Here is a 13,108-nt window from a genome sequence, read left to right on the forward strand (position 1 = left end):
AGGAGGACGCATCTATGAAATGGTCTGTCTTTACCGTAGCCGTTCCCGATCTGTCGGTGGAACAAGTCATTCCGGAAGCAGCCGCTGCCGGGCTTCACGGAATCGAATGGCGCTGCGCCCCGAGGCCGGCGGAAGCGAAGAGCCAGCCGCCATCCTTCTGGGGCAATAATCGGTGCACCATCGAGCCCGGAACCTCCCCGGAAGTGCTTCAGGGCCTGCGCGAGCAGATGCGCGAGCATGGCCTCGACAGCGCCGCCGTCATGCCCTACTTGAAGGTCGGAGATATGGAGGCGGCGGAAGAAGTAATGCGCATGGCCCGGACGCTGGGCGCGCCGATGATGCGGATCGGCGTCCATGGCTATAACCGGAGCCGGCCTTACAACGAGCTGTATGACGAGCAGATGGAATATGTGGCGAAGCTTGTGCCGCTGCTGAAGCAGTACGGCATCCGGGGGCTGATCGAGACGCATCATATGACGATCGCGCCAAGCGCAAGCGCGGCATACCGGATCGCGTCTTCCTTCGACCCGGAGCATATCGGCGTGCTGTTCGACCCGGGCAATATGGCGTTCGAGGGGTATGAGAACCACCGCATGGGCCTGGAAATGCTGGGGCCGTACCTGGCGCATGTCCATGTCAAAAATGCGGATGTCGCGGCAGCGCGGGAAAATAACGGCCCGAAGCTGGAATGGTCGCCGCTGGAGCGGGGATTCGTCCGCTGGCAGCAGGTGATGGAGGACTTGACCGCTGTCGGCTACGACGGCTATTGCGGGGTGGAAGACTTCAGCGGCGTCCATTCCTCAGGCGACATGCTGCGCGGCTTTGTCTCCCTGATGAAGGAGCTTGCGCATGGCGCCGCAGCCCGTCAGGAAGCCGGAAGCGCCGGGGGGAGCTCGCGATGAACCGCGCTGACGGCATGCGTTACGCTCCGGAAGGCAAGCCGAACCCGGTATGCGGGCCGGGGGAATTCGTGTTTGCGGCGATGGCGCTGGAGCATGGGCATATTTACGGCATGTGCAACGGCCTGTTGGAAGCGGGAGCGAGCTTGAAATGGGTCTACGATCCCGACCCCGCCAAGGTGGAGGCGTTCCAGGCCCGCTATCCCGGGGTGCGGGCAGCCCGTTCGGAGGCGGAGGTCTTGGAGGATCCCGAGGTGCGGCTGATCGCCGCGGCAGCCGTCCCGGCGGACCGGTGCGCGCTCGGGCTCCGGGCGATGGAGCACGGCAAAGATTACTTTACGGACAAGACGCCGTTCACGTCGTTCGGGCAGTTGGAAGCGGCGCGCCGCACCGTGGCCGGGACGAAGCGGAAGTATATGGTCTACTACAGCGAACGGCTGCATTCGGAAAGCGCGGTGTATGCCGGGCAGTTGATTCAGGATGGCGCCATCGGCAGAGTGCTCCAGGTGATGGGAACGGGACCGCATCGGCTGCAGGCGCAGCAGCGTCCGGCCTGGTTTTTCGAGAAGGAGCGCTACGGCGGGATATTATGCGACATCGGCAGTCATCAGGCCGAGCAATTTCTGTACTATGCGGGCTGCCGCGATGCGCAAGTGCTGCACAGCAAAGTGGCGAATTACGCGCATCCCGAATATCCGGAGCTCGAGGACTTCGGAGACGCCATGCTGCTGGGAGACAACGGCGCCACCAATTATTTCCGCGTCGACTGGTTCACGCCGGACGGACTCGGCACATGGGGGGACGGACGCACCGTCATCCTTGGAACGGACGGTTATATCGAGCTGCGCAAATATATCGATGTCGCCCGTTCCAACACGCCGGATCATGTTTATCTCGTCAACCATGAGGGCGAACGCTATATTCCGGTGTCCGGCAAGGTCGGATTCCCCTTCTTCGGGGAGCTGATTACCGATTGCATTCATCGCACGGAGCGGGCCATGACGCAGCGGCATGCGTTCAAGGCGGCCGAGCTGGCGCTGACGGCGCAGGCGAATGCAGTCGTCATTCCGAATCCATTCGAAAAAGGAGGCGGAGAACTTGGAATTAACGTTCCGCTGGTACGGCGCGGATGACCCGGTCCGGCTTGACTATATTCGCCAGATTCCGGGGATGCGGGGCATCGTCTCGGCCGTCTATGACGTTCCGGTCGGCGAAGTGTGGAGCCGCGAACGAATTCGCGGCCTGAAGGATACGGTGGAGGCACACGGCTTGCGGCTCGCCGTGATCGAAAGCGTCCCGGTGCATGAAGATATCAAGCTGGCGCTGGCCGGGCGGGACCGGCATATCGACAATTACATCGCGACGCTTCGGAATCTGGCGGCGGAAGGCATCCGGACGGTATGCTACAACGTCATGCCGGTGTTCGATTGGACCCGATCGAAGCTTGATCATGTCCTGCCGGACGGCTCCACGACGCTTATCTATGAGGATGACGTCATTCAACGGATGGATCCGGCGGACGGAACGCTGCGCCTTCCCGGGTGGGACACGAGCTATCTTGACGGGGAAGTCGGACGTCTGTTCGAACGGTACCGTTCGATCGGGGAGGAGCAGTATTGGGAGAACATCGCTTATTTCGTGCAGCGGGTCATGCCGGAGGCGGCGAAGCTGGGGATGCGGATGGCGGTCCATCCGGACGATCCGCCTTGGCCGATATTCGGCTTGCCGCGAATCCTGGGCCGCGAGGAGCAGTTCGCCCGCTATTTGTCGCTGTTCGTTCATCCCGCCCACGGCATATGCTTCTGCACCGGCTCGCTCGGCTCCGATCCGGCCAATGATTTGCCGCATATGATCCGGCAATTCGGCAGCGCGGGGCGGATTCATTTCGTTCACGCGCGCAACGTGCGGGTGACCGGACACCGCTCGTTCCAGGAAACGGCCCATCTGTCCTCCGCCGGATCCGTCGACATGACCGCGGTGATGCGCGCGCTGGCGGACATCGGCTACACCGGCCCGCTGCGCTCGGATCACGGACGCATGATCTGGGGAGAACAGGGGCGTCCCGGCTACGGGCTGTATGATCGGGCGCTCGGCGCCGTCTACTTGAACGGCATTTGGGAAGCGGTGACGAAGTGCTCGGAAGCGGGGCGGGCGCATCATCCCGCCAAGTAAGACAAGGGTACGGATAAGGCCATGAACGCCTTGGACCGTACCCTTTTTGGGTTTGCGGCAAGCCCGGGCCGGCCGCAACGCAATGCGCCTCTACTTTTTGGCCCGGCTCTGCTGCTTTTGGAGCGTCATGGACAACGTGGCGGTGCGTCCTTCCCGAATCATGAGCCTTCTCAGCTCGGCGCGAATTTCATAGCTTTTTCCTACGAACAGCATATCCTGCTTGGAATAATATTGTTTCATGTCAGTACCCTCATTTCGTTCGGACGAGCCGTTTTGGTATAATGGGTATGTTGCATCGACCGGAATTATGTATGCATAGCGATGGCTCGCTCCGGTGCCGGACGGCTCCGGAAGGACGAGCCAACCATTTGGAATAAGGGAGTGGCCACGAGATGAGCGTGCACGATGATGTCAATCAAGGCAAAAAACGCCCGTCGCTCGAAGAAGTGACGGTCGATACGTCCACCATTTTCGAAGGAAAAATTATCGATCTTCAGGTCGTTACTGTTACTTTACCCGATGGGACAAAAGCAACTCGCGAAATTGTCCGCCATCCGGGCGCGGTCGCGGTGCTGGCGATCAAGGACGGGCGCATGCTCGTCGTCGAGCAGTACCGCAAGCCGCTCGAGCGGACGCAGGTCGAGATTCCGGCAGGCAAGCTGGACGCGGGCGAGCGTCCGGAGGATGCGGCCAAGCGGGAGCTGGAGGAGGAGACGGGCTGCCGGGCGGCTTCCTTGATTCCGCTGGGGGCGTTCTCGACCTCTCCCGGGTTCGCGGACGAGATTATCTATCTGTATGCGGCGGAGGAATTGGAAGAAGGCACGATGAAGCCGGACGAGGACGAGTTCCTCGAGGTGAGCGCGCTGACGATGGACGAAGCGTTCGAAGCGATGCGCCAGGGCCGAATCGGCGATGCGAAGACCATACAAGCGCTTTATGCATGGAAAATATACGAGATGACGGGCTCATGGCCGGTATAATCACGCCCGTGGATGGCTCGAAGTTCACCGGCATGCGCGTCTTCGGAGATTTCCATATCCATATCGGCAGCACGTCCCGCGGCGCACCGTGCAAGATGAGCGCAAGCCGGGATCTGACGTTCGAAGCGATCGCGAAGGAAGCGTCGGAGCGCAAGGGCTTGCAGCTGATTGGGATTATCGACGCGCACGCGCCGGGCGTACAGGAGGATATTGCCGCCTTGCTGGAGAGTGGAGAGATGGAGGAGCTGGCCGACGGCGGCATCCGCTACCGGAACACGACGCTGCTCCTTGGCGCCGAGCTTGAAATTCGGGCGGAAGGCCTCGGGATGGCGCATGTGCTATGCTATCTTCCCAGCTTCGATGCGATGCGCCATTTCTCGGCCTGGCTGTCGCCTTACGTGACCAACATGAATCTGTCCTCCCAGCGGGTATACGTCTCGGCACGGGCCCTGCAGGAGCAGACGGCGGCGCACGGCGGCATATTCATTCCGGCGCATGTCTTCACGCCGTTCAAGAGCATCTACGGCAACTGTTCCGAGCGCATGGCGGATGTGCTGGACATGGAGCTTATCGATGCAGTGGAGCTGGGCCTTAGCGCCGACACCGAGATGGCCGGTCTCATCTCCGAATTGGACCGGTATCCGCTGCTGACGAATTCGGATGCCCATTCGCTGCGCAAGATTGCCCGGGAGTACAACCAATTGACGGTTGCCGAGCCCAGCTTCAAGGAGTGGGCGTTGGCGCTTCAGAACCGGGACGGCCGCTGCGTCAATGCCAATTACGGGCTGAATCCGAGCCTGGGCAAGTATCATCGCTCGCGCTGCGCGGATTGCGGAGCCGTGCCCGAGACGGCGCAGCCTCCCGCCGTATGCCCCGCCTGCGGCAGCGGCAAAATGGTGCAGGGCGTGCTCGACCGCATTCACGCCATCTCGGATCGGGATTGCAGCCAGGTTCCCGGACATCGGCCGCCGTATATTATGCAGGTTCCGCTGGAGTTCATTCCTGGCGTCGGGCCCCGCACGCTGAACAAGCTGCTTGATCGGTTCGGCACCGAGATGGCGGTGCTGCATCAGGCGACCCCCGAGCAGCTCGCGGAGACGGTCGGCGAGAAGACGGCGGAATATATCGTCAAGGCGCGAAGCGGAGAATTGGTGTTGGCGAGCGGCGGGGGAGGAACTTACGGCAAAGTCCTCGCTTAACGGCGAAGCCTGCGGCGAAGAAGGGACGGCTTCGGCGTTCATATTCGGACGAGCCGCCGCATACAATGGAATGACACAGAGCCGCTGTGAGTCCATCGTACCGGAAAGGAGCCGTTCCCTGCATGAAGCCGGCATCACATTCGATTCGCGCGCAACTTCATCTGTATCTTTTTGTCTCGATATTATTCTTGGTTGGCGTCGTGTTCGGGGCGCTGCTGGTCAATGCGCTGACGCTGGAGCAGCAGCAGGATCTTGGCAGCCATCTTGGCCACTTCTTCGTCATGCTGGACGGCGACAGTCCCGCGCCGGACCGGGCGGGGATGTTCGCCGAATCCGCCATGCTGTACGGCAAATGGATCGGGCTGATCGCGCTGCTTGGCTTTTCGATTGTCGGATTTCCGCTTGTCCTTGCGCTTGTCTTTGCCAAAGGGATCTTCATCGGCTTCACGGTGGGCACGCTGATTGGCCAGTACGGCTGGAAGGGGATGCTCTTCGCCTTCGCTTCGGTCGCCCCGCATAATCTGCTGGCCATACCGCTTATCCTGATCGCCAGCGTCGCATCGATTACGTTCGCGACGTATATATTGAAGAACCGGGTCTTCATGCCCAAGGTTCAGTCGCTGCGCGAGCCGCTAGGGCGCTTCGTGCTCGTTCAGACGTCGGCAGCCGCCGGGATGGCCGTCGTGGCCGCCGTCATGACCTGGGTATCCCCCTCCTTGATGAAGCTGGCCGCCCCGCTGCTTGCCGGAGCGGTATCCGGAGGATGAGACCCTTTTTCATTTGCGTAAATGATTTGACACTTATTGCATTCTCCCCCTATAATGATAGAAGCGAATAGAATTGCGGATTGGCGGGCAAGGGGGGAGATCATGGAAGCGCGTATTGAGAAGATCAAACAACAACTGCAATCCCAAGGGTACAAGCTGACACCCCAGCGTGAAGCAACCGTTCGCGTTCTTCTCGAGAATGAAGAGGATCACCTCAGCGCGGAAGATGTATTCATGCTAGTGAAGGAAAAGGCCCCTGAAATCGGTCTTGCCACCGTGTACCGGACATTGGAGCTGCTGAATGAGCTGCACGTGGTGGAAAAATTGAACTTCGGGGATGGTGTAGCCCGTTATGATTTGCGCGGCGACAACAACAAGCATCACCATCATCATTTGATCTGCGTCCAATGCGGTTCGATGCAAGAGATACAGGAAGACTGGCTGGGCCCGCTGGAGGAGCGACTGGAGAAGGAATTTCAATTCCACGTCGTCGACCATCGGCTTGACTTCCAGGGCATATGCCGGGAGTGCCAGGAGAAGGAGCGCCTTCGCAAGGAATCTTCATCGAACGATGAATCATAACATACAGCCTCGATGTCAATGACGTCGAGGCTTATTTAATCTGTGTTGGATGGAGTATCTTGACAGATTTGCCGAGCGTTGCTTGTGCGAGACGGTCTTTGCGCCATCTGGCATGCGCCCGGCACGCCTGCGGCGGCTGCGGATGGAGCGGATCGCCGCGAACGCGAAGGTGTCTGCTTCTTGCTCGCCAGGCTTGCTGTGAGCGCTGCCGGCAGGCCGGGGCTGCACGCTTTCTTCATGTGGTGTTTAGCCTTCGCCGTATACGCGACCGCCCTGTGCGCATTGATAAGTCCCGCGCCTTGGGCCGTCACCGGCTCCCCGCTCAACCGGTGGGAAGTATGAACCAAGGCGGAGCGAATCTGCTCCGGCTGTATGCCGGGACAAGCCGCCAGCATCAATGCCGCCGTGCCCGAGACATGCGGGGCCGCCATCGAGGTTCCTGAATCTGCGGCGAAGCCGCCCTTATCGCTCGTTGAGACAATGTCTGTGCCCGGGGCAGCGACATCGATTCCTTTGCCCCGGCTGCTGAAGCCGGCAATGCGGTTCACCCTGTCGGTCGCCGCGACCGCGATTACTTCCGGATAACTGGCCGGCTCATCGATGGCTTCGGCATCTTTGCCGTTATTGCCGGCGGAAGCGACGATTGCGATGCCTTGGCGGCGGGCACGGCGGATCATGTTGCGCAGCAGCTTGCTGGGACCGTTCAGACCCAGACTCAGATTGATGACATCCATCCGGTTCCGAATACACCATTCCACACCTTCTACGATATCGGATACATAACCTTCGCCATTTTCATCCAGAGCCTTGACTGCATACAGCTCCGCTTCAGGAGCTGTGCCATACAGGAGATTCCCTCTGCCGAGCGCTGCGGCGGTGCCTGCCACATGGGTGCCGTGGCCGTTGTCGTCGTCATAGGATGCCCCTGGGCGAATCGTGTTGATCCCGCCGGAGATCCGAAGATCCGGATGGGGCGAGATACCTGTATCGACAATCGCAATCCGAATGCCCTTGCCCCGGGTTGCCGGCCAGACTTTGGGCGCCTGAATCCGTTTGATACCCCATGGAATTTGCTGCATAGGAGCCGCTTCAGTTTTGGCTGTGGAATGGTTCCGCTTTATGGAACGCACTCTAGTGCAAGAAGAACGCCGACCCCGACCAACCGCATGAGCCCGCACGCGGGCATCGTTTTCGATTCGGCGGACGCTGGGATGCTTCATTAAATCGGCCAGCTTGGCATGGAGATGAACATGACAGCATAGCATGCAGGCCGATTTCACCTGCTTCACGGGAACGATGCCCTGCTTTTTCAACTCGCGAACGCACGCATTGAAGCTTTTTCGATCTTTCAGCACGATGATTTTCCGTACCGTGTGCCGGGCAGGCTTCCCGTGCACGACGGCTTGTAACATGCGGGTTAACTTGCGCATGCCGTACCGCCCTCCCGTTCCGTTCAGGATAGGTTATGTTGTGCCTTCATATAAGGGCACACGATTAGAGTATGGGAACGAAGGAGAGACGGTGAGCCTCCTCGATACATTTGCTGTATCAAGGGCGAATGGAGCGCCTGCCCGGATAAGACCAATTATTGTTCATTAGGGAGGATTCTGTATGAAAATTGGAGTGCCTAAAGAAATCAAAACGAATGAGCGCCGCGTCGCCTTGACCCCTTCGGGAGCCCACGCGCTTGTGCAGGATGGTCATCAGGTCATCGTGGAACGGGGAGCCGGGGTTGGCAGCGGATTTGAGGATGAGGAATATGTGCGGGTCGGCGCGGCGATTGCGCCGGATGCTGCCGCGGCATGGGGAGAATCGGATCTGATTGTCAAGGTCAAGGAACCGCTGCCGGAGGAGACGGCCTTTTTCCGGTCCAATCAGACGCTTTTCACGTATCTGCATCTGGCCGCCGCTCCTTACCTGGCGGAGGCGCTGATCCAATCCGGGATGTGCTCGCTCGCTTATGAGACCGTGCAGCTTCCGAACGGCAAGCTGCCGCTGCTCACTCCGATGAGCGAGATCGCCGGCAAAATGTCGGTCCAGATCGGCAGTCATCTGCTCGAATCGTATGTAGGGGGACGGGGCGTGCTGCTTGGCGGCGTGCCGGGCGTTCCGCCAGGAGAAGTCGTGATTATCGGCGGCGGGGCCGTCGGCACGAACGCGGCCAAAATCGCCCTAGGCATGGGTGCCCGGGTAACGATTCTCGACCTGAACATCGACCGGCTGCGCGAGCTGGACGATTTGTTCGAAGGGCGAGTCACGACCGTGGTCTCCCAGCCGTTCTATGTGGAAGAAGCGGTCCGCCACGCGGATCTGCTGGTCGGAGCGGTTCTCGTGCCGGGCGCGAAGGCGCCTCGCATCGTGTCCGAGGATATGGTGAAGCAGATGAAGCCCGGCGCCGTTATCGTCGATGTCGCCATTGATCAGGGCGGCTCGATCGCGACGATGGATCGCGTCACGACACACGAGCATCCGACCTTCGTCAAGCATGGCGTCATCCACTATGCGGTCGCCAATATGCCGGGCGCCGTGCCGCGCACGTCGACGCTGGCTCTGGCGCATGCCACGCTCCCGTATGTGCGGAAGCTGGCGTCCTTGGGGCTCGAGGGAGCGATTCAGCGCGCCCCTGAGCTGAGAGGCGGCCTCACGACGTACGAAGGCGGCATCGTTCACCGCGTCGTCGCGGAAGCGCTTGGCTACGAAGCGCGTCCGGAGCCGTTCCCGTCCGCCTAGCTCCCGTCATGCCGGTGGCATATCCTGTCCGCTCGTCTCATACGTTACGAGTAAGGGGACGATTCGGATAAGGGAGACGTGAGAGAATGATCGTATCGCTTCGCAAAGTATTGGACCGGCTCAAGTTCGTGGCGCTTTTTTTGCTCTTGACGTATGCGATGGCCCATCTGCTCGGAAGCGTATCCGACTGGATATCTCCTGTCGACAAATATAGAGAGCCGCAGGGCAAAGCGGTGAAGGTGTTCCAGACAGAGGGAGTGGCGGACATGGAGCCCCGCACGTTCAAGGAACGGCTTCGTCTGTTTTATTGGCTGGGGGAATAAACCGCTGCGTTCACGTATCAGACACACGGCACGAAGCAGGAAAGTGCCGAATCCGCGTGGAAAGTATAAAGGAACCTATTCATGTCTGCCGCCTCTATAGCGGGAGAAAGACGCAGCAAGGAGATTTAACATGGAGCATCCGATAGAAGAGTGCATCGAACGTTATGAACAGCATCTAACACAGGAGCGGCGAATGTCTGCCCATACCCGAGCCGCGTACCTGCGGGATATTCGCGCGTTCATGGGAGCGGATACGATGAGCGGGTTGGATTCGATTGCGTCGATCCGGCCTTTTCACGTAAATCAATATGTCTTTCAGTTGAAGCGGGAGGGGCGGGCTGCGTCGAGCATTTCCCGCCACGTCGCTTCGATTCGCTCCTTCTGCCATTACTGCATCCGCGAAGGATGGCTGGACCTGGATCCGACGCTCGGGCTGGAGCGGCCGAAGCCGGAAGCAAAGCCTCCCGAGATTTTGTCGCCGGAGGATACCGAACGGCTGCTCCGCCTTCCGGATCTGGCGACAGAGCAAGGAATCCGCGATCGCGCCATGCTGGAGACGCTGTATGCGACCGGCATGCGCGTGTCCGAGCTGATGGCGATCAATGTCGGGGACGTTCAGCCCAAATTGGGCTTCGTGCGCTGCGCTTCCGCGAACCGGGAGCGGGTCATCCCGCTCGGACAGGCTGCGGCTGAGGCGATTCAGCGGTACTTGGAGGAAGCGCGGCCCCGACTGCTCGGCAAAGAGCCCGCCAGCGGAGACGATACGTCACGGAACGGCGCCAGAGCGGAGATGCGGGAAGAGGCGTTATTTCTCAATGTGCGCGGACAGCGCATGTCCCGCCAAGGGTTTTGGAAGACCATGAAGAAATATGCGGAGCGTATGGAACTACCGTTTCCGCTTACGCCGCATACGCTGCGCCACTCGTTCGCGGTGCATCTGCTGCAGAACGGAGCCGACGTCCGCGCGGTGCAGGAGATGCTTGGCCATACCGAATTAGCGACGACGCAGCGGTATATCGCGCAAATGTCAAGAACGAGCATGAAGGACGTATACACGCACGCGCATCCGCGCGCCAGAACATCATCATTCGGGGAGGAAAAATAATGAGTCAAGCTTATGAACACATCCAAGAAGCGGCATCCTATATTCAGAGCCGTACCAGCGCTCGTCCGGAGATCGGGCTGATTCTCGGTTCGGGTCTCGGCGTGCTGGCCGATCTTGTCGAGAATCCCGTCACGATTCCGTACCGTGAGATTCCCCATTTTCCGGTATCCACTGTCGAAGGCCATGCGGGTGATCTGCTAATCGGCACGATTGAAGGACGCACGGTCGTCATGATGAAAGGGCGATTTCATATGTATGAAGGCTACGGACCGGAAGTGACGGCGTTCCCGGTGCGGGTCATGAAGGCGATCGGGGCGGAGAAGCTCCTCGTCACGAATGCGGCCGGCGGCATCAATACGAGCTATGAACCGGGCGATCTGATGGTCATTAGCGACCATCTTAACTTGACAGGCCGCAACCCGCTCATCGGGGCGAACGACAGCCGTCTGGGCGTCCGCTTCCCGGACATGTCCCAGGCCTACAGCCCGCGGCTGCGCCAGTTGGCGAAGGCCATGGCGGAGGAGCAGGGCTTCTCGCTTCGCGAAGGGGTCTATGCCGGACTGCTAGGCCCGAATTATGAGACGCCGGCCGAGATCCGCATGCTTCGCACGATGGGCGCGGACGCGGTAGGCATGTCCACCGTCTCGGAAGTCATTGTCGCCAGTCATGCGGGCCTTGAGGTGCTGGGCATCTCCTGCATCAGCAATATGGCGGCGGGAATTCTCGATCAGCCATTGTCCCATGACGAGGTGATGGAGACGGCGGATAAAGTGAAGGACGCCTTCTTGAAGCTGGTACTGGCACTGATTCCGAAAATGTAAGCTTGATCACAGCATCCGGTTAGGAGGAGCGAAGATGAGGGCAGTCGACATCATTCACAAAAAACGGGAAGGTCACGAGCTGACCGCCGAAGAAATTCGTTTTCTCATTCAGGGCTACAGCAGCGGCGAGGTGCCGGATTACCAGATCGCCGCTTGGGCGATGGCGGTTTATTTCCAGGGCATGACGGCGAGCGAGACGGCGAGCCTTACGCTGGAGATGGCTCGCTCGGGCGATCAAATCGATCTGAGCTCGATTAGCGGCATCAAGGTGGACAAGCATTCCACAGGCGGCGTCGGGGACAAGACCTCTTTAATTCTCGCGCCGCTCGTCGCCGCGGCAGGGGTGCCCGTCGCGAAGATGTCCGGGCGCGGTCTGGGCCATACGGGCGGAACGATTGACAAGCTGGAGTCGATTCCAGGCTTCCAGGTCGAATTGGACCGGGAGCAATTTTTCAAGCAGGTGAACGAGATTGGCGTCTCTCTGATCGGGCAGACGGGCAATATTACCCCGGCGGACAAAAAGCTGTACGCTCTGCGCGACGTGACGGCCACGGTCGAATCGATCCCGCTCATCGCCAGCTCGGTCATGAGCAAGAAGATTGCGGCCGGAGCCGATGCCATCGTGCTCGATGTGAAGACGGGAAGCGGCGCATTCATGAAGACGCTGGATGACTCGATTGCCCTCGCGCAGGCCATGGTCGATATCGGCACGGATACGGGACGGCAGACGATTGCGGTCATCTCGGATATGGATCAGCCGCTCGGCCACCTTATCGGCAATTCGCTCGAAGTGGAGGAAGCGATACAGACGCTGCGCGGCGAAGGTCCGCGCGACCTGCATCGTCTCTGCATCGTGCTGGGCGCCCATATGCTCGTGCTGGGCGGGGTCGCCCGCGATGCGGCCGAAGCGGAAGCCCGTCTGGAGCAATTGATTGCGGACGGGTCGGCGCTTGGGAAGCTGAAGGAGCTCATTGCGGCCCAGGGCGGAGACCCGTCGGTCGTGGACCATCCGGAGCGGCTGCCGCATGCCCGGGAGCGCTTCGAGGTGAAGGCGGAATCCGGCGGCACGGTAGCGGCCATTCAAGCCGAAGAGATCGGCATAGCCGCAATGCTGCTCGGAGCCGGAAGGGAGACGAAGGAGTCCGTTATCGATCTGAGCGTCGGCATCGATCTCCGCGCCAAGGTGGGGGATGCCGTGAATGCAGGCGATGTGCTGGCCGTGCTTCATGTCAACGACGCTTCGCGTCTGCAGGAAGCGGCGCAGAAAATTATCCAAGCGTACCGGATTACTTCCGAAGCGCAAGCGGCGGCCCCGCTCGTATACGCCATCGTCACGAAGGACGGCGTAGAGAGATTCGTCTGACAGTGACATGCTGCGCAATTCCATACGAAGCCGTTTGTTCCCTCAACGGCAGTCCAATGAGGGATACCGTTTCTAGCGAAACCTTTGGTTTTGCTAGAAACTTTTTTATGTCCGGAAATAGGTGGAATATTTTGCTTGCATTCAGACAAGACTGAAACTAAGCACAT

14 protein-coding genes are annotated in these 13,108 nt (G+C 59.9%); 12 read left to right on the forward strand and 2 right to left on the reverse strand.

What is annotated here, in order from left to right; translation table 11 throughout:
* The first annotated feature begins 14 nt into the window (after nt 1-14).
* The 3 genes from ABD76_RS14400 to ABD76_RS14410 are packed head-to-tail and all read left to right on the forward strand — an operon-like array spanning nt 15 to nt 3,071.
* Nucleotides 15-902: a sugar phosphate isomerase/epimerase family protein gene (locus ABD76_RS14400; RefSeq protein WP_197257917.1), complete on the forward strand. Its 888-nt coding sequence runs from the start codon at nt 15-17 to the stop codon at nt 900-902.
* Entirely contained in the window at nt 899-2,032 is a 1,134-nt protein-coding gene (locus ABD76_RS14405; protein ID WP_197257919.1) for a Gfo/Idh/MocA family protein, read from the forward strand. Before ABD76_RS14400 ends, ABD76_RS14405 begins: the two co-directional genes overlap by 4 nt.
* Nucleotides 1,998-3,071: a mannonate dehydratase gene (locus tag ABD76_RS14410; protein ID WP_197257921.1), complete on the forward strand. Its 1,074-nt coding sequence runs from the start codon at nt 1,998-2,000 to the stop codon at nt 3,069-3,071. The genes ABD76_RS14405 and ABD76_RS14410 overlap by 35 nt, the downstream gene beginning before the upstream one ends.
* Nucleotides 3,072-3,161: 90 nt before the next feature.
* Here the strand turns inward: ABD76_RS14410 and ABD76_RS14415 are convergent, their stop codons facing one another.
* Complete coding sequence (locus ABD76_RS14415; RefSeq protein ID WP_158000447.1) at nt 3,162-3,311, reverse strand: hypothetical protein; 150 nt, start codon at nt 3,309-3,311, stop codon at nt 3,162-3,164.
* Nucleotides 3,312-3,463: 152 nt separating this feature from the next.
* Between ABD76_RS14415 and ABD76_RS14420 the strand changes: the two genes are divergently transcribed.
* From ABD76_RS14420 to fur, 4 genes are all read left to right on the forward strand, one after another.
* The gene (locus tag ABD76_RS14420) at nt 3,464-4,051 is read left to right on the forward strand and encodes an NUDIX hydrolase (RefSeq protein WP_197257923.1); all 588 of its coding nucleotides are present in this window, start codon (nt 3,464-3,466) and stop codon (nt 4,049-4,051) included.
* Nucleotides 4,039-5,250, forward strand: a complete 1,212-nt coding sequence (locus ABD76_RS14425; RefSeq protein ID WP_197257925.1) for an endonuclease Q family protein — start codon at nt 4,039-4,041, stop codon at nt 5,248-5,250. Before ABD76_RS14420 ends, ABD76_RS14425 begins: the two co-directional genes overlap by 13 nt.
* A 122-nt stretch (nt 5,251-5,372) precedes the next feature.
* Entirely contained in the window at nt 5,373-6,017 is a 645-nt protein-coding gene (gene spoIIM, locus ABD76_RS14430) for a stage II sporulation protein M (protein ID WP_197257927.1), read from the forward strand.
* Between the two features lie 102 nt (nt 6,018-6,119).
* Nucleotides 6,120-6,599, forward strand: a complete 480-nt coding sequence (gene fur, locus ABD76_RS14435) for a ferric iron uptake transcriptional regulator (RefSeq protein ID WP_133381271.1) — start codon at nt 6,120-6,122, stop codon at nt 6,597-6,599.
* A 35-nt stretch (nt 6,600-6,634) separates the two neighbouring features.
* Here fur and ABD76_RS14440 read toward each other — a convergent pair whose 3' ends face one another.
* Complete coding sequence (locus ABD76_RS14440) at nt 6,635-8,029, reverse strand: S8 family peptidase (protein ID WP_197257929.1); 1,395 nt, start codon at nt 8,027-8,029, stop codon at nt 6,635-6,637.
* 181 nt (nt 8,030-8,210) lie between these two features.
* Here ABD76_RS14440 and ald point away from each other — a divergent pair, with 181 nt between their 5' ends.
* The 5 genes from ald to ABD76_RS14465 all read left to right on the forward strand — a co-directional run bounded on the left by ald (nt 8,211) and on the right by ABD76_RS14465 (nt 12,941).
* Nucleotides 8,211-9,329, forward strand: coding sequence for an alanine dehydrogenase (ald, locus tag ABD76_RS14445; protein ID WP_197257931.1), 1,119 nt, complete (start codon nt 8,211-8,213; stop codon nt 9,327-9,329).
* A gap of 86 nt (nt 9,330-9,415) precedes the next feature.
* Complete coding sequence (locus ABD76_RS14450) at nt 9,416-9,652, forward strand: DUF4227 family protein (RefSeq protein WP_197257933.1); 237 nt, start codon at nt 9,416-9,418, stop codon at nt 9,650-9,652.
* Nucleotides 9,653-9,782: 130 nt separating this feature from the next.
* Nucleotides 9,783-10,757: a tyrosine recombinase gene (locus ABD76_RS14455; RefSeq protein WP_197257935.1), complete on the forward strand. Its 975-nt coding sequence runs from the start codon at nt 9,783-9,785 to the stop codon at nt 10,755-10,757.
* Nucleotides 10,757-11,578 (forward strand): purine-nucleoside phosphorylase, encoded by an 822-nt coding sequence (locus tag ABD76_RS14460; RefSeq protein WP_197257937.1) that lies wholly within the window; start codon nt 10,757-10,759, stop codon nt 11,576-11,578. The genes ABD76_RS14455 and ABD76_RS14460 overlap by 1 nt, the downstream gene beginning before the upstream one ends.
* Nucleotides 11,579-11,612: 34 nt before the next feature.
* Nucleotides 11,613-12,941 carry a pyrimidine-nucleoside phosphorylase gene (locus ABD76_RS14465; RefSeq protein WP_197257939.1) on the forward strand — a complete coding sequence of 443 codons (1,329 nt, stop codon included), beginning with the start codon at nt 11,613-11,615 and terminating at the stop codon, nt 12,939-12,941.
* The last annotated feature ends 167 nt before the right edge of the window (nt 12,942-13,108 follow it).

Source organism: Paenibacillus dendritiformis, assembly GCF_015845845.1.
GTDB classification, from domain to species: domain Bacteria; phylum Bacillota; class Bacilli; order Paenibacillales; family Paenibacillaceae; genus Paenibacillus_B; species Paenibacillus_B dendritiformis_C.